This window comes from Flavobacterium sp. 38, from assembly GCF_057799715.1.
In genome coordinates, this window is sequence record NZ_JBYNWZ010000005.1 from 211,602 (window position 1) to 234,980 (window position 23,379).

The window sequence follows — 23,379 nt, forward strand, 5'->3', positions numbered from 1 at the left end:
TGATCGTTTTTAGCATATAGGTGAGATACGTGAAAAAAAGTATATTGGATTTTAAAAAACTTAAAAAAGTTTTTTTGAGACTTACACAAAAAAAGGATATTATGCAGACCATGACATTAGATTAAAAACGACTATAAAAGTCCTTTAAGTTTTAAATTAAGTAGATTTGGAAGTGCGAAAGTATATCGAGGAATGAAATCACACCTCATTATTTCGACAAAATGCACATAAACTCGTCAAACAACCTTTTTTAACAATTGTTTATCGCTTGAGAATTGAAAAAACATGAATATTTGACAGCAAAGAAGTGGAATTTTCTTAAATAATTGAGTTAATTTTAAATTCTTACAGAATTTAATGACAAATAAGTAAAACAACGTAAGAATTCAAAGTTGTACAAAAAGAAAAAAGCTATTTAAAACAAATAGCTGATAGTCAAAAACATACTTAAAAACAGACTTTAATATAATTATTGAAGAAACTTGATGTTACGTTTTAGACCATCAAATTTGGTTCTTTTAATGGGAGAATTTTTAAAAACTAGCTTAAAGGTTTCTTCAGTAATTTCCATCCAGTCTTTTTTAGTAAAAAAAAGTAGTTCTGGATTAGGATTGAATAAAGGTTCTGAATGTGGTTTAGAAAATCGATTCCACGGACAAACATCTTGACAAGTATCACAGCCAAACATCCATTCATCAAATTTTCCTTTCATTTCTTCTGGAAGGTTTTCTTTTAACTCAATAGTATAATAAGAAATGCATTTACTGCCATCAACAATATAAGGTGCCACGATTGCTTGTGTTGGACATGCATCTATGCAGGCTGTACAAGATCCGCAGTGGTCTGTAACTGCGTTATCGTATTCTAATTCTAAATCAATTATAAGTTCGGCTATGAAGTAAAAGGAACCGACTTTTTGAGTAATTAGATTACTGTTTTTTCCAATCCATCCCAAACCACTTTTTGCTGCCCACGCTTTATCTAAAACAGGTGCTGAATCAACAAAGGCGCGTCCAGACACGTCTCCAATATTTTCTTGAATAGAGTGGAGCAATTCTTTCAGCTTATCTTTAATTACAAAATGGTAGTCTTGTCCGTAGGCATATTTTGAAATCTTAAAACTCTCGTCGTTTTGTATCGAATCGGGATAGTAATTAAGCAAAAGTGATACGACACTTTTACCGTCATCTACCAGTAAAGTGGGATCTAAACGTTTATCAAAATGGTTTTCCATATAAGCCATCTGACCATTACGATTGTTCTTTAACCAATTTTCAAGTCGAGGCGCTTCCTGTTCCAAAAAACCTGCTTTAGATATACCACAAGAAAGAAAGCCAAGCCTTTTTGCTTCCTCTTTTATAAATTTCGAATATTTTTCTTTGGAATTAATCATTATCTTTCAGAAAAAACAACTTCAATACCAACAGGCTTTAAGGTAATTAACGGATTAAAATTGACAGTATCTCCGACTGAAACAATTTTATATTTTTTGACGATGTGAGAAACCGCCAAACACATTTCATAAATAGCAAATCCAGCACCAATACACATTCTTGGTCCCGCTCCAAAAGGATAAAAATATTGCATAGAATGCTTTTTCTGTTCGCCTAAAAAACGATCTGGATTAAAATCATCTGGGTTTTCCCAATATTTTGGATTTCGGTGCAATTCATAAAAAGAAACACCTATAAGGGTATCTTTTTTTATATTGAATTCCCCTAAAGTATCATCTTCTACATTTTGTCTGTCGGTAATCCAGGCCGGAGGATACAATCGCATCGATTCATTCAAAACTGCATTTACATAAGTCATTTTTTGCAACTGCTCTACAATATCATCACTCTCAGATTCAACTTTAAGGATTTCATCCAATATCTTTTGTTGTACATCTAAATGATTCCCCAATAAATACAACGTAAAAGTTAGAGCGTTGGCAGTTGTTTCATGACCCGCAATAAAAAGAATCTTAATTTCATCTATTAACTGCTCGATTGACATTCCCTCGCCTGTATCTTCATAACGAGTTTCCAAAAGCATATTAAGCAAATCATTGACTTCAGTTTTTGAAGCAGTTCTTTCTTCAATAATTCCTCTAATGATTTCATTGTTTTCTTCTGCCAATTGAAGGTGCTTCTTTACCTGACCTGTTACAGAAAACCACCAAGCTTTATGCGGCAATCTAATTTCTTTAATTAAAAAATTCTGAACTGCCTCAATAATATATTTAATTCTATTCAACTTTTCATCTGCAATAGAAAATTGAAATAATGATTTCGCCACAACATTAAAGGCCAATTCACTCATAACAGGAAAAAGCTCGATTTTCTCATTTGGAATTATTCCTTCCAACTCAGAATCAATTGTTGTTTTCATATTTTCAACCAACTGATTCATTTTCTGTTTATGAAATGCTGGCTGAATAAGCCTTCTTTGCTTTAACCAAAATTCTCCATCAACAGTCAATAATCCTTTACCCAAATATTTAGACAAATAAACAGACTGAAACTTAGATTTATGATAATTCTTATGATTTTTCTGCAGTATATATTGCGCAACATCATTATCTCTTGATAGGATAATATCCCTCGATTTTCCAATTTTTATAGAAAAAGAATCTCCAAAACGCTCAAAATATTTTTTATGATACGGTATAGGGTTTCTACGAACGCCTTCAGCATCCTTAAAAAATCTAAAAATAGATAGTCTAGGCGGATAATTGTATGTTTTACTTTGAGGCATTTTATTAATTATTCAAACAGACCTCCTTGAATATTGGTGTTGATTTTACCGAGATGTTTATAAGCTTTATCGGTAACTTCTCTTCCACGAGGAGTTCTCATGATAAATCCTTCTTGAATTAAGAAAGGCTCATATACTTCTTCGATTGTTTCACTGCTTTCACTAACTGCTGTAGCTAGTGTTGAAAGTCCAACTGGCCCACCTTTAAATTTATTGATAATGGTTAACAATATTTTATTATCCATTTCATCTAGACCATGAGCATCTACATTTAGTGCTTTTAAGGCATATCTTGAAATTTCTATATCAATTCTTCCATTTCCTTTAATCTGAGCAAAATCTCGAACACGTCTTAGCAACGCGTTTGCGATACGAGGAGTACCACGACTTCTGCCTGCAATTTCTATAGCAGCTTCCAAGTCAATAGGCATTTTTAATATAGAAGCGCTTCTTTCAACAATAGTCGTTAAAAGTTCAGTGGTATAATATTGTAATCGTGAAGAAATTCCGAAACGAGCACGCATTGGAGCGGTTAACAATCCCGATCTTGTAGTAGCTCCAATCAAAGTAAAAGGATTCAAATTGATTTGAACAGTTCGCGCATTTGGGCCCGATTCAATCATAATATCAATCTTAAAATCCTCCATTGCCGAATATAAATACTCTTCAACAACGGGACTCAATCGGTGAATCTCATCAATGAACAAAACATCTCTTTCATCTAAGTTAGTTAGCAAACCAGCTAAATCACCAGGCTTATCTAAAACGGGACCAGAAGTAATTTTAATACCAACCTGCAATTCGTTAGCTAAGATATTCGCCAGAGTAGTTTTTCCAAGACCAGGAGGTCCATGAAAAAGAGCATGATCGAGTGCTTCTCCACGCTGATTTGCGGCAGCAACAAAGACTTTCAAATTTTCCAAAACTTGATCTTGTCCAGCAAAATCATCAAATGACAGCGGACGTAATCTTTTTTCAAGATCTAACTCTTCTGAGTTATATCCTTTAGTAGTAGGATCTAGATTTTCATTCATCCTACAAAGATATATAAACTAATTAGTTTGGAAAAAGGATAAATTTTAAATTAAAATCAGAAAGAAAAAATTCCAAATTCCAATAGATAGAAATCTATTAGGTTTGGAATTTAGGATTTTCATATTTGAACTTTAATAAAAACAAAAAGACCATCTTTTCAGATGGCCTTTCTTATATTTTTAGTGGTGTAAAACTTCTTCACCTTCTTTCATTGGTACATTTTGAGGAACAAAATCTACATCATGATTTGGGTTACTGTAGTCATACGGCCAACGGTATACATGAGGAATTTCTCCTGGCCAGTTTCCATGAATATGTTCAACTGGTGTAGTCCACTCTAAAGTAGTAGATTTCCATGGGTTTTGAACTGCTTTCTTACCGTAGAAAATACTGCTAAAGAAGTTGTATAAGAATACTAATTGGAACGCACCTCCTACAAGAGCAAATGTTGTAATTAAAACATTCACATTTTGTAAATCATCAAATAATGGGAAGTTTGTATTAGTATAATAACGTCTTGGTAAACCTGCTAATCCGATAAAGTGCATTGGGAAGAAAACTCCATAAGCACAAACTGCAGTTACCCAGAAGTGGATATAACCTAAGTTTTTATTTAACATTCTTCCGTACATTTTAGGGAACCAGTGGTAAATACCAGCAAACATTCCGTAAAGTGCAGAAATACCCATTACTAAGTGAAAGTGAGCAATTACGAAGTAAGTATCGTGAACGTTAATATCTAAAGTACTATCCCCTAAAATGATTCCAGTTAAACCTCCAGTGATGAAAGTAGAAACCATTCCGATAGAGAACAACATTGCAGGATTAAATTGTAAGTTACCTTTCCATAAAGTTGTAATCCAGTTAAATGCTTTTACAGCAGATGGAATTGCAATCAATAAAGTTGTAAAAGTAAACACAGATCCTAAGAAAGGATTCATACCTGAAATAAACATGTGGTGACCCCAAACGATAGTTGATAAGAATGCAATTGCAAGAACTGACATAATCATCGCTCTGTAACCAAAAATAGGTTTACGAGCATTTGTAGCCATAATTTCAGAAACAAGACCCATCGCTGGTAAGATTACGATGTAAACCTCAGGGTGACCTAAGAACCAGAATAAGTGCTCAAACAATACAGGTGAACCACCTTGATAGTGTAAAACTTCTCCAGCAATGTAGATATCAGATAAGAAGAATGAAGTACCAAAACTTCTATCGAAGATCAATAATAAAGCTGCAGATAATAAAACTGGAAATGAAATAACACCAATAATAGCTGTTACGAAAAATGTCCAGATTGTAAGCGGAAGTCTAGTCATAGACATTCCTTTAGTTCTTAAGTTAAGTACAGTAACAATGTAATTTAAAGATCCCATCAAAGAAGATGCGATGAAAATAGCCATAGATACTAACCATAATGTCATACCTGTTCCTGATCCCGGAATTGCTTGTGGCAAAGCACTCAAAGGAGGGTAAATTGTCCATCCTGCAGATGCTGGTCCAGCTTCAACAAATAAAGAACATAACATTACAACAGCTGATAAGAAAAACAACCAATATGAAATCATATTCATAAATCCAGATGCCATATCTCTAGCTCCAATTTGAAGCGGAATCAATAAGTTACTGAACGTTCCACTCAAACCTGCCGTCAGTACAAAGAATACCATGATGGTACCGTGAATTGTAACTAAAGCCAGATAAATATCATTTGCCATTACACCATCTGGTGCAAATTTATCTCCTAATAAAACATTAAATATCTTGAAAGACTCTTCTGGCCACGCTAACTGCATTCTAAATAATAAAGACATTGCGATACCAATGATTCCCATAATAATACCAGTAATCAAGTATTGTTTAGCAATCATTTTGTGGTCTATACTAAAAATATATTTAGTAATAAACGTGTCTTTATGATGATGTTCGTGCTCGTGATCGTGTCCGTGATCGTGATCGTGCGCTTCTGCTGACATATATGTGTACTTTAAATTTTCTAAATTAATTATTTCATCGCAACTTTAGCTACAGCCGCTTTTACTGTATCAACTACTGCTTTTACAGTATCGATTACTTTTGCAGCAGAGTCTGCAGTTGGTGCAGCTCCTTCAGCTGGTTTCTCAGCAGCAGCCGCCGCTTTAATATCTTGAGCTAAAGTAGTTTTCTCGCTTAACCATTTTTTGTAATCTTCTGGAGTATCAACTACAACTTTCATTTGCATATTGTAGTGAGAAGCTCCACAAATTTTATTACATAATAATAGGTAATCAAATGTATAAGGATCTAAAGCTGTACCTCCTTTTGCAACTAACTCAGTACTTTTTTCAGCTCTAAGTTTGTTGATATTTGCAACTTTTTCAACCATAAATGGTAACTCTCTGTATTCTGAAGTAGTATAAGTTGGTACGAAAGCAAATTCAGTAACCATACCAGGAACACAGTTCATTTGTGCTCTAAAGTGAGGGAAGTAAGCAGAGTGCAATACATCCTGAGAACGCATTTTAAAGTGAACTTTTTTTCCTTTAGGAATATGTAATTCTGAAACTACGATATCATCTTGAGCGTTAGGATCTGACATATCAACTCCTAATGTATTAACTCCTTCGATTAAACGTACGTTAGCTTTTCCTAATACGTTATCTTGTCCAGCGTATCTTGCAGTCCATTTAAATTGCTGAGCATATAATTCAATCTCGATTACATCTTCATCTTTATCAACGAACATAATGTTATTCCAAGCATATAATCCATAAAGAATTAAACAAGCTAAAACAACAGAAGGAATGATACTCCAAATTGCTTCTAATTTATTACTATCAGCAAAAAACAACGCTTTTTTATCTTTGTTACCTTTATATTTAAAAGAAAACCAGTATAATAAACCTTGCGTGATTACTTGAACTGTAAAAATTAAAACCCAAGTAATATTCATTAAATTATCTACTAAACCACCATGCTCAGAAGCAGGGGTATGAAGTGCCAAATTACCCCATTTTAGTAAACCATAAATCGTAAATATATAGATGAAAGCTAAAAAGCCAAACATAATATATCCTTGAATGTTATTATCATTATCCGATGCAACCTGAGAATCATCCGAAGAAGTTCCGACCTGCGTAAGATCAAATATCTTCGTCAATTGCCATAATGCAACCGCTAATAAAACTAAAACTATAATTACCAACAAACTTGTCATCTGTTTACTTCTTTAAATATTAATAATGAAAATGTTTACTTTCTTCGATGAAAGGATTTCTTTTTGCAAGCAAAGGAGATTTAGTTAATGCAGTAAATACAACAAATATAAATAGACCTAAGAAGAAAAGAATCGATGCAATTTCAGGAACTCCAATAAACCATTTGTCTCCTACAGTACCAGGCATAATCATATTAAAGAAATCAACATAATGACCTAATAATATCACAATACCAGCCATAACAACAACCCAGTTAAGACGTTTAAAGTCAGTATTGATTAATATTAATAATGGGAAAACAAAGTTCATAACAACCGCTCCAAAGAAAGGAAGGTTATATAATTGAATTCTTGTTACAAAATAAGTTACCTCTTCTGGAATGTTAGCGTACCAAATCAACATGAATTGAGAGAACCATAAATAAGTCCAGAATACACTAATACCAAACATGAACTTAGCTAAATCATGGATATGACTTGTATTTACATACTCTAAATATCCTTTAGATTTTAGATAAATTGTTACTAATGCAATAGCTGTAATACCGCTTACAAAGAAAGAAGCAAATACATACCAAGCAAATAAAGTACTAAACCAGTGAGGATCGAAAGACATAATCCAGTCCCAAGCCATGATAGACTCAGAAACAATGAAGAATACTAAGAATCCTGCAGAAGCTTTGAAGTTCTTTTTGTAGTAAAGATCATCATTAGCTTCATCTTGAGCTAAACAGTTTTTTCTAGAAAAATGACGGTATAAATTCCATCCTGCTAAGAAAATAGCAGCTCTTACAATCCAGAAAGGAAAGTTTAAGTATCCTGATTTTCCAGCGATGATAGCATCATAATTTGGGCTTTTAGGATCAGTAACTCCTTCACCTAACCATACAAAAATATGATTGAAGTGTAATCCGCATAATACTAAAAGTATAAAGAAGATGATAGAACCAGCTGGTAAGTAAGCTGTTATACCTTGCATAACTCTAAATAAAACTGGAGACCAACCTGCCTGAGCAACTTGTTGAATAGCGTAGAACGCTAAAACCCCCATTGAAAGCAATAAGAAGAAAATACAAGCTACATATACAGCAGACCAAGGCTTATTTTGCAATTGGTGCAATACGTGCTCTAAATGTTTTTCGTGCTCATTTGCACCAGAAACTTCTGCATGTGCAGCTCCCTTATGAGAATCATGTGCTACTTCAGCTGCTTCATGATGTCCTGCTTCTTTGTGAGATGCCTCCGCTTTTTCTTCATGTGCAGCACCATGAGAACCATGTTCATCTGCAGCTAGTATTTTTTCAACTTCTTGAATATCTTTTGGTGCACTTAAAAAACCATACCCAATTCCTAATAAACCAACGGCCATTAAGATGATAGAAAAAGTTTTTAATTTACTTGAAAATGTATACATATCTATTACGATCAGTTTGTTCAACAATTATAATTGGCTTTTTAGTTTCAGAACATAGTCAGCAACTAACCAACGTTCGTGAGCACTTAATTGATTTGCATGTGAACCCATTGCATTTAAACCATAAGTCTCAACATGAAAGATACTTCCTTCTGTGATTTCTCTGTCTTTATAGCTAGGTACTCCAAGAAATTTCTCTCTTTCAACCAATTTACCTTTACCATTACCAGTAGCACCGTGGCAGCTGATACAGTAAATCTCGAAAAGCTCTTTACCTTTTCCAGAATTTCTTTCGATAGAATCCAAAGGAGATTTTAAATTAGCTTTTGCTAATTCATAACCTGCTGTTGAATTTTCATATTCATAAGGTTCAAAACCTCTATTGATAGTTCCTGCAACAGGAAGCTGTCCTTCTTTTCCTCCCTTAAATATTTTAGCTTCTGTATATGGCTCGTAAGCAACAGACTCATACATATTTGGGAAATACTGATAGTTCGGTGCCGAATTATTGTGGCAAGATGAAACTAAAATAGTTATACCAACTAAAAGTGTTATTTTATATATCCTTTTCATAGCTACAATTAATTCTTTTCTATTACTTTAACTTCGACAGCTCCAGTTCCTTCAAAGAAAGAAACCAATTCAGCCTCGTTATCATTTACAGCAACCTCCATTAAAAAGTGGTCATCTGTTGTTCTTACATCTGGGTTTTCAGCTTCTTTAAAAGGCCATAATCTACTTCTCATGTAAAAAGTAATTACCATTAAGTGAGCTGCAAAAAATACAGTCATCTCAAACATAATTGGCACGAAGGATGGCATATTTTGGATAAAACTAAAACTTGGTTTACCTCCAATATCCTGTGGCCAGTCATGAATCATGATGTATCCCATCATAGTCGTTGCAACAGAAATACCAACACATCCATATAAAAAAGCACATATTGCTAATCTTGTTGGTGCTAATCCCATGGCTTTATCCAATCCGTGAACTGGGAATGGAGTAAAAACCTCTTCAATATGATGATGAGCAGCTCTAGTTTTCTTTACTGCATTCATCAAAACGTCATCGTCATTATAAATGGCGTATATTACTTTATTACTCATGATGTGAATCTTTACTGTTTGCTCTTTCTCTAATGTAATTATCTCCAGTTCCTTTCAAAATTGTTTTAACCTCTGCCTGAGCAATTACAGGGAATGTTCTAGAGTATAATAAAAACAATACAAAGAAGAAACCAATTGTTCCAATGAAAATTCCAATATCAACAAATGTTGGTGAGAACATTGTCCAAGAAGATGGAAGGTAATCTCTATGTAAAGAAGTAACAATAATTACGAATCTTTCAAACCACATACCGATGTTTACCACAATCGAGATGATAAATGAGAACATGATACTTGTTCTTAATTTTTTGAACCACATGAACTGAGGAGAGAACACGTTACAAGTCATCATTGACCAATATGCCCACCAGTAAGGTCCAGTAGCTCTGTTTAAGAATGCATATTGCTCGTATTCTACACCTGAATACCAAGCTACGAATAACTCAGTGATGTAAGCCACACCAACGATAGATCCAGTAATCATGATAATGATGTTCATTAACTCGATATGCTGTAATGTGATGTATGCTTCAAGGTTAGAAACTTTTCTCATAACGATCAACAATGTATTTACCATCGCAAATCCAGAGAAAACCGCTCCAGCAACGAAGTATGGAGGGAAAATTGTTGTATGCCATCCTGGAATTACCGAAGTAGCAAAGTCCATAGATACAATTGTGTGTACAGAAAGTACAAGAGGAGTAGCTAAACCAGCAAGTACTAAAGATACTTCTTCAAAACGCTGCCAATCTTTTGCTCTACCGCTCCATCCAAAACTTAAGATAGAATAAACTCTTTTGTTAAATGGAGTTATAGCTCTATCACGTAGCATTGCAAAGTCAGGCAATAAACCAGTCCACCAGAAAACTAATGATACTGAAAGATAAGTTGAAATCGCGAATACGTCCCAAAGTAATGGTGAGTTAAAGTTTACCCATAAAGATCCAAATTGATTTGGAATAGGTAATACCCAGTATGCTAACCATGGACGTCCCATGTGAATAATTGGAAATAAACCTGCCTGTACAACAGAGAAAATGGTCATAGCTTCTGCAGAACGGTTAATCGCCATTCTCCAGCGCTGACGGAAAAGTAATAATACCGCAGAAATTAATGTACCGGCGTGACCAATACCAACCCACCAAACGAAGTTAGTAATATCCCAAGCCCAGCCAACTGTTTTATTTAATCCCCATGTTCCGATACCGGTAGATACGGTGTAAATTATACAACCTAACCCCCAAAGGAAGGCTATTAATGCGATTGAAAATACAATCCACCATTGTTTATTTGCAGGTCCTTCAACAGGCGCTGCCACATCTACAGTTACATCGTGATATGATTTATCACCTATAACTAAAGGTTTTCTAATGGGTGCTTCGTAGTGAGACGACATAATCCTTTATATTGTTTCTTATTAATAATTTACTAAGTGTTTCTAACTTTTACATGATAGAAAACATTTGGTTTTGTACCAACATGCTCTAATAAGTGATAAGCTCTTTCGCTTTCAGCTAATTTAGCAACTTCACTCTCTTTATCATTTACGTCTCCAAAGACCATTGCTCCAGAAGAACAAGCTGCAGAACAAGCACAAGCATTGTTGAACTCATCTTTCGCTACTACTCTACCTTCACGTTTTGCTTGAAGAATTACAGCTTGAGTACTTTGGATACAGAAAGAACATTTTTCCATAACTCCACGAGAACGAACGTTTACGTCTGGGTTTAATACCATACGACCTAAATCGTCATTCATATGATAATCGAATTCACTGTTTTTGTTGTACAAGAACCAGTTGAAACGACGAACTTTATAAGGACAGTTGTTTGCACAGTAACGAGTACCAACACATCTGTTATAAGCCATGTGGTTTTGACCTTGACGACCGTGAGAAGTTGCAGCAACAGGACAAACTGTTTCACAAGGTGCGTGGTTACAGTGCTGACACATTACTGGTTGGAATGCTACTTGTGGATTATCTCCTGGTTTTTCCATTTCATTAAATGTAGATAATGAGCTAGATAAACCTGCAATTCCTTCTTTTCTTTCGTTATCTCCTTCAAAAGTGCTTTCAGAAGAATAGTATCTATCGATACGTAACCAGTGCATATCACGGCTTCTTCTTACCTCTGCTTTACCTACAACTGGAACGTTGTTTTCAGCGTGACAAGCGATAACGCAAGCTCCACATCCAGTACAAGCATTTAAGTCGATTGAAAGGTTGAAGTGGTGACCAGTTGTACGATCAAATGATTCCCATAAATCTACTGTTGTAGCTTCAACTTCTTGGTGATCTAAAGATACCATTGGTTTTTCATTCCAATGTTCAGCATCTTTAGTATTGAATATTTCTAAAGAAGTTTCTTTAATAATATCTCCTCTACCCATCAAAGTTTTCTGACCTTGAACACAAGCAAACTCGTGTACTCCAGCAGCCTTTGCAATAGAAACAGATTGAACACTATTGAAACCTTTATATAAAGCGTAAGCATTTAAACCTACTTGCATTTCTTCTTTTAGAGCGGCTTTACGACCGTATCCAAGAGCTAGACCTAAAGTTCCAACTGCTTGTCCTGGCTGAACGATAACTGGAACATTCTCTAATTTAACTCCATCAACAGTAAGCGTAGCATAACTACCATCTAAACCTCCATTAGCAACAATTTCGTTTGATAATCCAAGTTTTTTAGCATCTGCATTAGAAACTGTAACATAGTTATCCCAAGAAACTCTTGTAATTGGATCTGGAAACTCTTGCAACCAAGGGTTGTTAGCATGCTGACCATCTCCTAATCCAGTTTTAGTATATAATACTAATTCAAACTCACCAGCAGATTTAGATTTTGCAACAGCATTAGCAGCAGAAGCAGCATCAATAGCGCCTCCAGATAATGCAGAAGATCCAAGAACAGCTACACCATCATGTAATACTTTATTCCAAGAAGTTCCTATAGTGTAAGCTGCAGAATTTGCTTTTAAGTAGTCATAAAAAGTACCAGCTGTACCATTTACAGACAATAAAACATCTTGAAATTGTTTTGTATTAAAGATAGGACGGATTGTTGGCTGAGTTAAGCTATATGTTCCACTTGTAAGTTCAAGATCGCCCCAAGACTCTAAATAGTGAGGAGCCGGTGCAGCAACTGAAACGATTGATGCAGTTTCATCTTCTTTTAATGAAAAAGCAACTGATGTTTTAACTTTTTTCAATCCAGAAACAAAAGCTTCAGAATCAGCTAATGTATAAACAGGATTAACTCCACTCATAATTAAAGTGTGAACACTTCCTGCGTTCAAATCTTTAATTAACTGTGCAACTACAGCATTAGAACCTTTTCTAATTTGTCTTGCTCCAGCAGTATTAAAAGCTTCACTAGCCAATGCTTGATTGATAGCTAAAACTAATAATTGAGCATTTTTATCTTCAATTCCAGATACTAAAACTCCTTTTGAACCAGCAGCTTTAAGTTGCTGAGCAGCTTTTACTACTTCAGCCTTAAATGCACCTTCCAAAGAAACAGGAACAGAAGCACCTACAACGATATTATAAATTTGAACTAAAGCTTGTTTTTGAGCAGCTGTAGTCATTGGAACACGCTTATCAGCAGCAGCTCCAGACAATGTCATATTTGATTCAAACTGGAAGTGACGAGACATTTTTCCATTTTGAGGAATACGCCCTTTTGCATATCCAGAATCGTATCCACCACCTTGCCAGTCTCCTAAAAAATCAGCACCAACAGATACAATTAAAGAAGCTTTTGAGAAATCGTAATCAACTAAAGCTCTCTGACCATACGCAGCTTCAAAAGCATCTAAAGCTTCAGATGAAGAAACCGCATCATATACTACATGCTTCGCGTTTGGATTTTTTGCAATAAACTCAGCAATTAATTTTTCAGTAGATGGACTCGCTAAAGTATTTGTTAATAATACTACTTGTCCGCCTTTTGCTTTTGCATCAGCTAAGCTTGATTTGATTTTTAAATCAACCGCAGACCAAGAAGAATCTTTTCCGTCTACTTTTGGTTCTTTCAAACGAGCGCTATCATACAATCCTAAAATAGATGCATGAATTCTTGCGTTAGCTGCAAATTTAGCTCCAGCAATTGTATTGTTTTCAATTTTAATTGGACGACCCTCACGAGTTTTTACCAAAAGATTAGCAAAATCAAATCCATCAAAAACTGTAGTTGCATAATAATCTGCAACACCAGGAATGATTTGTTCTGGTTGTAATACATAAGGGATAGACTTGTGAACAGGACCTTCGCAAGCAGCTAATGTTACAGCCGCTGTACTAAACCCTACGTACTTTAAAAAGTCACGACGTGAAGTTCCTGATGTAGATAAAGCATCAGCGTTACCCAAAAACTCATCAGTAGGAATTTCTTCAACAAACTCGTTATTTCTAAGCGCCTCAACAATAGAGCTATTTTCTAGCTCTTCAACACTTTTCCAGTATTTTTTGTTTGATGACATTGTATATATATATTAAAATCTTAATAAATCGATTAATAGTGGCATTTACCACACTCTAAACCTCCCATTTGCGCTGCAGTTAATTTCTCTACACCGTATTTTTTAGAAAGTTCAGCATGAATTTTGTCATAGTAAGCATTACCTTCCATCTTAACATCAGTTTTTCTATGGCAATCAACACACCATCCCATTGTTAATTTAGAGTATTGCTTCATGATTTCAAATTCTTGTACTGGTCCGTGACAAGTTTGACATTCGATACCAGCAACAGAAACGTGTTGAGAGTGATTGAAGTAAACAAAGTCAGGCAAATTATGAATACGAACCCATTTTACAGGCTGTGTTTTTCCAGTATAAGCTTGTTTCGTCTTATCCCATCCAACAGCATCATATAATTTTTGAATTTGCGCATCGTAGAAAGCTTTGCTGTACTCAGGAGTAGCAGTAGTTTCAGCAACCTCAGAAATATTTTTATGACAGTTCATACAAACATTTAATGAAGGAATACCAGCCGTTTTACTTACACGAGCAGCAGAGTGGCAATATTTACAATTGATTTCGTTATCACCAGCGTGAATTTTGTGAGAGTAGTGAATTGGCTGAATTGGCTCATAATTCTGATCTACACCTACTTGCATTAAGTATCCGTAAACAAAATATCCACTAGCTAAAAGTAAGAAGATTGCTGTTACCAAAACCAAGAATTGGTTTTTAGCGAAAGCTTTCCAAATTGGAAGTCTTGCTTCTTTTGGAGCAACTTCAATACCATTTTTGTTTGCTACTTTAGTCAATACTTTGTTCACCATGAACAACATAACAACTAATATAGCCATTACAAGAGCAAGTGCCCCTAAAATAATATTATTTGATATAGCACCATCCTGAGCATTTGTTCCAGGAGGAGTTGCACCACCCGCTACAACTGCAGCAGGCTCAGCTTTTGGCTGAGAAGTATATGCTATAATGTTATCAATATCTCCTTCAGACAATTGAGGAAACGAAGTCATAACAGCTTTGTTGTTTTCCTCAAAAAGTTTAACAGCAACAGGATCACCTGACTTAATCATGTCAGAACTGTTATGCACCCACTTGTAAAGCCAAGCTTTATCATGCTTATCTGCCACGCCTCTTAAGGCTGGACCAGTTGATTTAGCATCTAATTTGTGACATGCAGCGCAATTTGCATTAAAAAGTTCTTTCCCTTTTACTGGATCACCGCCTCCTGCAGCTGGAGCAGCAGCAGCAGCTTCAGGCGCCGCCGGAGCAGCAGCATCTTGAGCAAATGAAGTTAGGGAGAAAATTAACGTTAGCGATAAGCCAAGCAGTAATTTTCTTGAGATCGAATTATGGTTACCCACCTTTTTCATATAGTATAAATAATTGTCTACTAATTTTTGGTATGATTTTTTCTGTACTAAATCCAGTATAAATCTATACCCTTTTTTAAAACTTGCCACAAAAATACGACTTATGAGCTATTCTCAAAACCTTAAAATAGTCTTAATTATCAATTTATATCAATTCTAAATAATATTAAAATTTTACACTCAAACTTTAAATAGTATTTTTGCATAAAAACCATCACATTATGAGAATTTTAAGTCCTTCAAAAAACCTTTTCTTAACAATTACAACGATTGCTTTCGCACACAACATTAACGCTCAAGACCAAAATTTAACATTGAATCAAGATCCTAAATTTGAGCAGTTACTAAATGAAAAGCGCAAAATTAACACGTCAATAAATACAAACGATACTTATAGAATTCAAATCTTTAGTGGCAAAAGCGATGAGGCAAAAAAAACGCTAACGGATTTCAAAAGAGAAAATTCAGATATAGACGGAACCATTATTTTCAGCACCCCAAATTACAAGGTAATCGTTGGTAATTTTAAAACTCGCATTGAAGCCGAAAGGAATTTGGCAGAAATTAAAAAGAGATACAAAAGTGTCTTTTTACTTAAACCTGGAAGATAATCCATTCAAATGATTAAATAAAAAAAAGCGAGATGAAAATCTCGCTTTTTTTATGACTTTAAAATTTTTCTGCCAACAATCAAACAATAATTATCACTTTGAAAAAAAACTTCTTTTTTTTAGTTAGTTTACTACTTTAATTCCGCTCGCCAGAAAACGAATTTCTTCTTTAGGCGCCGTAATAGCATCTATTTCTGCCTTTGTTTTTTTAGCATCTTTTGCATAATGCTTTAATTCATCAACAGACGTAATCTTTCTTTCTACAACTCCTTCTAAAACTACATTTTTTCCTTTTAATGCTGTCGGCACAAAGAAAGCATAGTCTTTCATCTTAACAAAGAAAGATGCTCCATTTTCAGTTTTCACACTGACCCAACATCCTCTTTTTGGACAAACACCCGTTACTTCTCCTTTTACCGCAACGTTTTCTATCTTATTTACCGTTTTCAGATCTTTTTCTAATTCGCCAACAGAAATTGCCTTACTTACGACATCCTTAGAAATATCTTCTCCATAATAATCCCCAACCATGGCATTGCCTGCTGGCGGTGCTGGTTTTTCTACAGCTTCCTGCGAAAAGGATAAAGAAGAAAAACTTAGAAATAAAACAAATGAGCATAGTGCTAGTTTCATATTTTCAATATTTAAATCTCATCTAAAGTAAAGAAAAATTCAAAACAAGCATACTCTTATACATCAAAAATCTTAGATCTTATCGGTAGCAGCAAGCCCAATATCAAGCATTTCTTTTTTAACCGCTTCAAAGTCCAACAAAAAAGCTGAGTTAGCAAAAAGACTTTCAACAGTTGCTTTACCCATAATTCTCCCCATCTCTACATCGCTATGCCAATGCGCATTACAAATTACGCGGCTTTCTCCAAAATCATGCCCTCGTTTTAATATCGCTTCTTTATGATGCGGAAAAATTTCGATCAATATTAATGACCAAGCACTGCCAACAGCTGCATGACCAGACGGAAAAGAACCAACAGTCTTTAAAACTGCTTCCTGATCTGGCGTACAGGTTTTTTTATTGTTAACAACAAACGGACGCACACGATTATAATAATTCTTAGCAGCATACGTAGACAATCCTGCATCTGTCATTACTCTGCGCATGAAAACATAAAATTTAGGCGTTTTGTGCTCACTAATCTCAATTCCTAAAACAGCTTCAAAACATTTAGCTGCAGTAGGAAATGACAAATCTGCATCGCTGGCCGCTTTTAAAAACCGAATTTCATTATCTGATTCAACAGCCCTTTTTGCATGTTCTAAATCAATTTGATAAGCGGAAGAAGTTATCTCTGGAGGAGGCGACAGCAGCTTTAAACTATTTGGCATCTCTTCTTCTGACAAATAGCCATATAATAAGCCCGGCATGACCGCTCTTAGCTGTTCAACTGTCGTGAATTTAGAAATAACATTATTGCGCCTATCTTTTTTATAAACGAGCGAATTAATAATCTGAATTATTTTTAGCTTCATATCCAACTTTCATCTAATTCCTTTTTCTTCTCAAAAATCACAATTAAACCATAGGATTTCCGCCAAATAAACCAAAGCATCAAATCCTAGTCACCATCAAAAAATTTGAGCAAAGGAATAAATAATTCACAAATCAAAACCTACCCGTTTTTTAATAATACGTTTCATATTATAAATTGCAACAAATTTGTTTTACATTTCAAAACACACAGAACAAAAAAAGTCCCAATTTTCATTGGGACTTTTGAATATATAACTGAATATTATTTCAATTTCTTTTTGATTGCTACTTCATGGTAAGCTTCAATAACATCGCTAATTTCGATATCATTAAATCCTTTTATCTGAATACCGCAATCATAACCTTTAGTTACTTCTTTTACGTCATCTTTGAAACGTTTCAGCGCCACTAACTCACCAGTATGAACCACAACTCCATCTCTAATAACTCTAATTTTAGAAGTTCTAAGGATTTTACCATCAGTTACCATACATCCTGCAATAGAACCCACTTTAGAAATTTTGAAAATCTCACGAATTTCAGCTGTTCCTAAAATTTCTTCTTTCATCTCAGGAGCAAGCATTCCTTCCATCGCATCTTTCAAGTCATCGATAGCAGCATAGATGATAGAATAGTAACGGATATCGATCTCTTCTTTATCAGCAAGCTGTCTAGCATTTCCAGCCGGACGAACGTTAAATCCGATAATGATTGCATCTGATGCAGAAGCCAAGTTAACGTCAGTTTCTGTAATTGCACCAACTCCTTTATGAATGATATTGATTTGAACTTCTTCTGTAGAAAGTTTAGAGAACGAATCAGATAATGCTTCAACAGAACCATCCACGTCTCCTTTAAGGATTACATTTAATTCTTTAAACTGACCAAGTGCAATACGACGTCCAATTTCATCAAGTGTAATATGTCTTTGTGTACGTACAGATTGCTCACGCATTAATTGAGAACGTTTAGATGCAATTTGTTTTGCTTCTTTTTCATCTTCAAATACATTGAACTTATCTCCCGCAGTAGCAGCTCCGTCTAAACCTAAAACAGATACTGGTGTCGAAGGGCCAGCTTGAAGAACAATATGTCCTCTTTCATCATGCATCGCTTTCACTTTTCCATGATGCTTACCTGCTAACATGTAATCTCCAATTTTCAAAGTACCTTGCTGTACTAAAATTGTAGAAACATAACCTTTTCCTTTATCTAGAAAAGCCTCAACAACAGTTCCCTGCGCTGCTTTATTTGGATTTGCTTTTAAATCTAAGATTTCAGCTTCTAATAAAACTTTTTCAAGCAATTCTTTTACACCTGTTCCCACTTTTGCAGAAATATCATGTGACTGAATTTTTCCACCCCAATCTTCAACAAGTAAATTCATACCAGCCAAACGTTCTTTGATTTTATCAACATTTGCGTTTGGTTTATCAATTTTATTGATTGCGAAAATAATCGGAACTCCTGCCGCTTGTGCGTGAGAAATTGCCTCTTTTGTCTGTGGCATGATATCATCATCCGCCGCTACCACAATAATTGCGATATCGGTAACTTGAGCTCCACGTGCACGCATCGCGGTAAACGCCTCGTGACCCGGAGTATCTAAGAATGCAATTTTTTGCCCGTTATCTAAAGTAACTCCATACGCCCCAATGTGCTGTGTAATACCTCCAGACTCACCAGCGATAACATTTTCTTTACGAATATAATCCAGTAAAGATGTTTTACCGTGGTCAACGTGACCCATTACGGTAACAATTGGCGCTCTAGTTACTAAATCTTCTTCTCTATCTTCAACAACTTCAATTGCTTCTTCGATATCTACTGTAATAAATTCAACATCGTAACCAAACTCATCGGCTACAATAGTTAATGTTTCAGCATCTAAACGCTGATTCATGGTTACCATGATTCCAAGAGACATACAAGTTCCAATTACTTTAGTAATCGGCACATCCATCATGATAGCAATTTCACCTACTGTAACAAATTCAGTAACCTTAATAGTTTTACTTCCTTCGTCAAGAGCTCTTTGCTCATCATCAGATTTCTGACGGTGCGTTTCTCTTTTGTCTCTTCTATATTTAGCCGCTTTAGATTTCCCTCCTTTACCTTGAAGTTTTTCAAGAGTTTCTCTAATTTGGTTTTTTACTTCTTCTTCAGTTGGCTCAACTTTAGCTACAATTGCAGGACGGTTTCCTTTTACAAAACCAGGTCTCTGACTTCTGTTAGCATTAAATCCTCCTCCATTATTGTTTTGAGCTGGCTTATTTTGATTTGGCGTTCCAGGCGCATTACCCGTAGCAGGTTTTGGCGCACCAGGCACACCTGGCTTAGGACCAATTCTTTTACGCTTATTTTTATTTGCGTTGTTATTATTACCAACCCCAGGAGTTCCAGGCTTATTCTGAGCCGCTTTTGGATCTTCTTTCTTTTTCTTAGGCTTGTTAAATTGAGATAAATCAATTGTCTGTCCCGTAAGAGTTGTTCCTGTAAGCTTTTGATATTGAGTTGTAATAGTTTCCTCTGAAGTTGTTGGATCAGTAGACACGATTGGCTCCTGAGCAACTTTAGATTCTGCTTTAACTTCTTTTTTCTCCGTAATAATAGGTTCTTCTTTTTTTGTTTCAGAAACAGGAGTTGAAACAACTGGTTCAGATTTTACCGTTTCATTTTGAACAGGTTTTTCTGGCTGCACAGAAGCAGCAACAGCTTTAGGTTCTTCAACCTTAGCTGTTTCCTCAGAAGGAGTAATCGCAGGTTTTTTTGGATTCAAGTCAATTTTACCAACTTGTACAGGTCCAGAAACAACAGCTCTCGCTTTGATTATTTCTTGCTGTTTTTGACGCTCCTCATCTTGTCTGCGTTTGTCTTCAATTTCTTTCTCACGCTCTACACGTAATGCCTCTTTTTCTTTTCTTTTCTCTTCTCCAACTTCTTTAGAAGCCTCCTTGTTCCCCTTATCGCCCGCAAATTGGCTTTGAAGGATATTAAATTCACTATCAGAAATTTTAGCATTTGGATTTGCATCAATAGCAATCCCCTTATCTTTTAGATAATCTACAGCTCTTTCTAACGAAATATTTAATTCCCTTAAAACCTTGTTTATTCTTATTACTCTCTCTTCAGACATATAACCTTTTTATTATTACCTTTTTCGTTGTGTTGTTAGAGCAGACTCAAGCTATCGCTTAACTATCAAACTCTTCTTTTAGTATCTTCATAACATCTAGAATCGTTTCCTCTTCTAAGTCTGTTCTTCTTACTAAATCTTCTACGTCATGTTTCAAGATACTTTTTGCAGTATCCAAACCTATTTTTGCAAACTCTTCAATTACCCACTCTTCGATTTCATCAGAGAACTCTGTTAATTCAACATCGTCTTCATCTGCAACAGTTCCGGCAACGTCTCCTTCTCGGATAACATCTAATTCATAACCTGTTAGCTGACCTGCTAATTTAATGTTATGACCACCTCTACCAATTGCTTTAGAAACCTCTTCTAATTTCAAGAAAACTTCAGCTCTTTTGCTTTCTTCATCAATTTTGATAGAAGAAACTTTTGCAGGGCTTAATGCTCTTGTAATAAATAATTGAATATTGTTTGTATAATTGATTACATCAATATTTTCATTTCCAAGCTCACGAACAATTCCGTGAATACGAGAACCTTTCATTCCAACGCAAGCTCCAACTGGATCAATTCTATCATCATAAGAATCAACCGCTACTTTTGCTTTTTCTCCAGGAATACGAACTACATTTTTAACTGTAATTAATCCGTCGAAAACTTCTGGAATTTCTTGTTCAAATAATTTTTCTAAGAACTTTTCTGAAGTTCTAGACATAATAATTTGAGGTTTATTCCCTTTTAATTCTACGCTTTCAATGATACCGCGTACATTATCTCCTTTACGGAAGAAATCTGACGGGATTTGTTTTTCTTTTGGAAGCACAATTTCATTTCCTTCATCATCAACCAAGATTACTACTCTTGGACGCACGTGGTGCACTTCTGCTGTATAAATATCACCGATAATATCTTTAAATTGTTTGTAAAGATTTGTATTATCGTGTTCGTGAATTTTAGATATTAGATTCTGACGAAGCGCTAAGATAGCTCTTCTTCCTAAATCAATCAATTTTACTTCTTCAGAAACTTCTTCTCCAATTTCAAAATCCGCTTCAATTTTTCTTGCTTCAGTCAATGTAATTTCCTCATTTTCAAAATCAAGATCTTCATCGGCAACAATTACTCTTCTTCTCCAAATTTCCATATCTCCTTTGTCAGGATTTATAATGATATCGAAATTTTCATCTGAACCGTATTTTTTCTTTAATGCATTTCTAAATACGTCCTCTAAAATTGCCATAAGCGTTACACGATCAATAAGTTTATTATCTTTAAACTCTGAGAATGAATCGATTAATGCTAAATTTTCCATGCGAATTTTTTAATTAAAATTAAAATGTTACCGTAACAACTGCCTCTTTAATTTCTGTATAAGGTATTTGTTGCTCTTTTTGAACTGTTTCTTTTCCTTTTCCTACTTTTTTCGGTTCTCTTGCTTTCCAAGACAAAATTATAAAAACATCATTAGCTTCTACCAATTCTGCTTCAATTTTTTCTGTATTTGTGGTAACAATCAACGTCCTACCAACATTTTTTTTGTATTGTCTAACCATTTTTAGAGGTGTCCCTACTCCAACCGATGCTACTTCAAGCGAAAAATCTTGTTCTTCACGATCCAGATTATTCTCGATTGCACGACTAATGTCTATGCAGTCTTGCAGCGCCACTCCATTATCTCCGTCTAAACCAACACTAATTTTAAAAGAATCCGAAACAGCCAGATCAACCAAAAAGATTGATGGTTTTCCCAGAAGAGCTTCTGTAATTAATCCGTTTACTTTTTCTTTGAATGTCATAATTTTATAAAAAGAGGGGACACTTAGTCCCCTCATTATTTAGATTTTAATAAATAACAGTGCAAATATAGTGTTTTTTTTATAAATCAAATAAATTGATTGCTCTAAAATAATTTCTTATCTTTATAATAGCATTAAAACACAGAATTATTCATCATTTTTAACCCTCAAATCATGAAACGAATTTTAGTACCTACAGACTTCTCAGAACACGCAGAAGATGCTTTAAAAGTTGCCGCACAAATTGCAAAAAAGAACAATTCTGAACTCATTCTTCTGCACATGCTCGAATTGCCGCACCAGTCCAATGATGCCATAATGGGCGGAGCCAGCATTCCTGAAGCGATGCTTTTTATGAAAAAAGCAAATGAAACGCTTGATGAAGTTGCCTCTAGAGAATATCTTGAAGGAATTCCTGTTACTGAAATTGTAAAAATGGACAAGCCTATTCATGGAATCACTCAAATAAGCAAAGATTATGATGTCGATTTAATTGTTATGGGATCGCACGGTTCTTCTGGCGTTGAAGAATTATTAATAGGCTCTAATACTGAAAAAGTAGTTCGAAACTCCGAAATTCCTGTTTTAGTTATCAAAAAGAACATTGCCGATTTTAAACCATTTGATATTGTATTCGCATCTGATTTTTCAGAAGAAGCCAAAAAACCATTTGAAAAACTTTTAAATTTCACCAAATCATTTGATTCAAAATTACATTTAGTCACTATTTGCACACCAAACAGCTTTAAACCAACTCATGTAAGCGAAAAAACAATGAGTGATTTTATAGCCGAATTCGATATTGAGAATTACACTACTCAAATTTACAATGATACCAATATTGAAAAAGGAATTATTAATTTCTCGAACAAAATAAATGCTGACATCATCGGAATGTGCACGCACGGAAGAACTGGCTTTGCCCATTTCTTTAACGGAAGCATCAGCGAAGGTCTAGTGAATCACGCCGTTAAACCTGTTATAACCTTAAAGATTTAA

General features: G+C 35.0%; 18 protein-coding genes. 2 read left to right on the top strand and 16 right to left on the bottom strand.

The features are described 5' to 3' along the window. Positions 1–469 precede the first annotated feature (469 nt). The 11 genes from queG to AC3E9W_RS14625 all read right to left on the bottom strand — a co-directional run bounded on the left by queG (position 470) and on the right by AC3E9W_RS14625 (position 15,348). Entirely contained in the window at positions 470–1,393 is a 924-nt protein-coding gene (gene queG / locus AC3E9W_RS14575; protein ID WP_488768896.1) for a tRNA epoxyqueuosine(34) reductase QueG, read from the bottom strand. Then, positions 1,393–2,739, bottom strand: coding sequence for a cytochrome P450 (locus AC3E9W_RS14580; RefSeq protein WP_488768897.1), 1,347 nt, complete (start codon positions 2,737–2,739; stop codon positions 1,393–1,395). The genes queG and AC3E9W_RS14580 overlap by 1 nt, the downstream gene beginning before the upstream one ends. 8 nt (positions 2,740–2,747) lie before the next feature. Continuing rightward, positions 2,748–3,773, bottom strand: a complete 1,026-nt coding sequence (gene ruvB, locus AC3E9W_RS14585) for a Holliday junction branch migration DNA helicase RuvB (protein WP_125722271.1) — start codon at positions 3,771–3,773, stop codon at positions 2,748–2,750. A 180-nt stretch (positions 3,774–3,953) separates the two neighbouring features. Next, on the bottom strand, positions 3,954–5,756 hold the full coding sequence (locus tag AC3E9W_RS14590; RefSeq protein WP_306161305.1) for a cytochrome c oxidase subunit I: 1,803 nt from the start codon (positions 5,754–5,756) through the stop codon (positions 3,954–3,956). Positions 5,757–5,785: 29 nt separating this feature from the next. After that, positions 5,786–6,976: a cytochrome c oxidase subunit II gene (locus tag AC3E9W_RS14595; protein ID WP_456890644.1), complete on the bottom strand. Its 1,191-nt coding sequence runs from the start codon at positions 6,974–6,976 to the stop codon at positions 5,786–5,788. A gap of 19 nt (positions 6,977–6,995) precedes the next feature. Then, on the bottom strand, positions 6,996–8,390 hold the full coding sequence (locus tag AC3E9W_RS14600) for a quinol:cytochrome C oxidoreductase (protein ID WP_488768898.1): 1,395 nt from the start codon (positions 8,388–8,390) through the stop codon (positions 6,996–6,998). 27 nt (positions 8,391–8,417) lie between these two features. Further along, positions 8,418–8,963 (bottom strand): c-type cytochrome, encoded by a 546-nt coding sequence (locus AC3E9W_RS14605; RefSeq protein WP_057117453.1) that lies wholly within the window; start codon positions 8,961–8,963, stop codon positions 8,418–8,420. Between the two features lie 8 nt (positions 8,964–8,971). Then, positions 8,972–9,496 (bottom strand): DUF3341 domain-containing protein, encoded by a 525-nt coding sequence (locus AC3E9W_RS14610; protein ID WP_008466841.1) that lies wholly within the window; start codon positions 9,494–9,496, stop codon positions 8,972–8,974. Next, a complete protein-coding gene (gene nrfD, locus AC3E9W_RS14615) occupies positions 9,489–10,892 on the bottom strand; it encodes an NrfD/PsrC family molybdoenzyme membrane anchor subunit (RefSeq protein WP_008466839.1) in 1,404 nt (467 codons plus the stop codon). The genes AC3E9W_RS14610 and nrfD overlap by 8 nt, the downstream gene beginning before the upstream one ends. A gap of 32 nt (positions 10,893–10,924) precedes the next feature. Continuing rightward, positions 10,925–13,981, bottom strand: coding sequence for a TAT-variant-translocated molybdopterin oxidoreductase (locus AC3E9W_RS14620; RefSeq protein WP_488768899.1), 3,057 nt, complete (start codon positions 13,979–13,981; stop codon positions 10,925–10,927). Positions 13,982–14,013: 32 nt separating this feature from the next. Beyond that, positions 14,014–15,348 (bottom strand): c-type cytochrome, encoded by a 1,335-nt coding sequence (locus tag AC3E9W_RS14625; RefSeq protein ID WP_488769033.1) that lies wholly within the window; start codon positions 15,346–15,348, stop codon positions 14,014–14,016. 221 nt (positions 15,349–15,569) lie between these two features. Here AC3E9W_RS14625 and AC3E9W_RS14630 point away from each other — a divergent pair, with 221 nt between their 5' ends. Next, positions 15,570–15,959 carry an SPOR domain-containing protein gene (locus AC3E9W_RS14630; RefSeq protein ID WP_306161294.1) on the top strand — a complete coding sequence of 130 codons (390 nt, stop codon included), beginning with the start codon at positions 15,570–15,572 and terminating at the stop codon, positions 15,957–15,959. Between the two features lie 123 nt (positions 15,960–16,082). Here AC3E9W_RS14630 and AC3E9W_RS14635 read toward each other — a convergent pair whose 3' ends face one another. The 5 genes from AC3E9W_RS14635 to rimP all read right to left on the bottom strand — a co-directional run bounded on the left by AC3E9W_RS14635 (position 16,083) and on the right by rimP (position 22,380). After that, positions 16,083–16,592 (bottom strand): DUF4920 domain-containing protein, encoded by a 510-nt coding sequence (locus tag AC3E9W_RS14635; RefSeq protein ID WP_488768900.1) that lies wholly within the window; start codon positions 16,590–16,592, stop codon positions 16,083–16,085. Between the two features lie 72 nt (positions 16,593–16,664). Continuing rightward, complete coding sequence (locus AC3E9W_RS14640; protein ID WP_488768901.1) at positions 16,665–17,447, bottom strand: acid phosphatase; 783 nt, start codon at positions 17,445–17,447, stop codon at positions 16,665–16,667. 263 nt (positions 17,448–17,710) lie between these two features. Beyond that, positions 17,711–20,584, bottom strand: a complete 2,874-nt coding sequence (infB, locus tag AC3E9W_RS14645; protein ID WP_488768902.1) for a translation initiation factor IF-2 — start codon at positions 20,582–20,584, stop codon at positions 17,711–17,713. Between the two features lie 58 nt (positions 20,585–20,642). After that, complete coding sequence (gene nusA / locus AC3E9W_RS14650; protein ID WP_125722262.1) at positions 20,643–21,896, bottom strand: transcription termination factor NusA; 1,254 nt, start codon at positions 21,894–21,896, stop codon at positions 20,643–20,645. A 19-nt stretch (positions 21,897–21,915) separates the two neighbouring features. Further along, on the bottom strand, positions 21,916–22,380 hold the full coding sequence (rimP, locus tag AC3E9W_RS14655) for a ribosome assembly cofactor RimP (protein WP_488768903.1): 465 nt from the start codon (positions 22,378–22,380) through the stop codon (positions 21,916–21,918). 174 nt (positions 22,381–22,554) lie between these two features. Here rimP and AC3E9W_RS14660 point away from each other — a divergent pair, with 174 nt between their 5' ends. Continuing rightward, positions 22,555–23,379 carry a universal stress protein gene (locus AC3E9W_RS14660; RefSeq protein ID WP_488768904.1) on the top strand — a complete coding sequence of 275 codons (825 nt, stop codon included), beginning with the start codon at positions 22,555–22,557 and terminating at the stop codon, positions 23,377–23,379.

Excerpts from the sequence above, each read along its gene's own strand:
- queG (WP_488768896.1), bottom strand. The coding sequence starts at position 1,393 with ATGATTAATTCCAAAGAAAAATATTCGAAATTTATAAAAGAGGAAGCA.
- AC3E9W_RS14580 (WP_488768897.1), bottom strand. The coding sequence starts at position 2,739 with ATGCCTCAAAGTAAAACATACAATTATCCGCCTAGACTATCTATTTTT.
- ruvB (WP_125722271.1), bottom strand. The coding sequence starts at position 3,773 with ATGAATGAAAATCTAGATCCTACTACTAAAGGATATAACTCAGAAGAG.
- AC3E9W_RS14590 (WP_306161305.1), bottom strand. The coding sequence starts at position 5,756 with ATGTCAGCAGAAGCGCACGATCACGATCACGGACACGATCACGAGCAC.
- AC3E9W_RS14595 (WP_456890644.1), bottom strand. The coding sequence starts at position 6,976 with ATGACAAGTTTGTTGGTAATTATAGTTTTAGTTTTATTAGCGGTTGCA.
- AC3E9W_RS14600 (WP_488768898.1), bottom strand. The coding sequence starts at position 8,390 with ATGTATACATTTTCAAGTAAATTAAAAACTTTTTCTATCATCTTAATG.
- AC3E9W_RS14605 (WP_057117453.1), bottom strand. The coding sequence starts at position 8,963 with ATGAAAAGGATATATAAAATAACACTTTTAGTTGGTATAACTATTTTA.
- AC3E9W_RS14610 (WP_008466841.1), bottom strand. The coding sequence starts at position 9,496 with ATGAGTAATAAAGTAATATACGCCATTTATAATGACGATGACGTTTTG.
- nrfD (WP_008466839.1), bottom strand. The coding sequence starts at position 10,892 with ATGTCGTCTCACTACGAAGCACCCATTAGAAAACCTTTAGTTATAGGT.
- AC3E9W_RS14620 (WP_488768899.1), bottom strand. The coding sequence starts at position 13,981 with ATGTCATCAAACAAAAAATACTGGAAAAGTGTTGAAGAGCTAGAAAAT.
- AC3E9W_RS14625 (WP_488769033.1), bottom strand. The coding sequence starts at position 15,348 with ATGAAAAAGGTGGGTAACCATAATTCGATCTCAAGAAAATTACTGCTT.
- AC3E9W_RS14630 (WP_306161294.1), top strand. The coding sequence starts at position 15,570 with ATGAGAATTTTAAGTCCTTCAAAAAACCTTTTCTTAACAATTACAACG.
- AC3E9W_RS14635 (WP_488768900.1), bottom strand. The coding sequence starts at position 16,592 with ATGAAACTAGCACTATGCTCATTTGTTTTATTTCTAAGTTTTTCTTCT.
- AC3E9W_RS14640 (WP_488768901.1), bottom strand. The coding sequence starts at position 17,447 with ATGAAGCTAAAAATAATTCAGATTATTAATTCGCTCGTTTATAAAAAA.
- infB (WP_488768902.1), bottom strand. The coding sequence starts at position 20,584 with ATGTCTGAAGAGAGAGTAATAAGAATAAACAAGGTTTTAAGGGAATTA.
- nusA (WP_125722262.1), bottom strand. The coding sequence starts at position 21,896 with ATGGAAAATTTAGCATTAATCGATTCATTCTCAGAGTTTAAAGATAAT.
- rimP (WP_488768903.1), bottom strand. The coding sequence starts at position 22,380 with ATGACATTCAAAGAAAAAGTAAACGGATTAATTACAGAAGCTCTTCTG.
- AC3E9W_RS14660 (WP_488768904.1), top strand. The coding sequence starts at position 22,555 with ATGAAACGAATTTTAGTACCTACAGACTTCTCAGAACACGCAGAAGAT.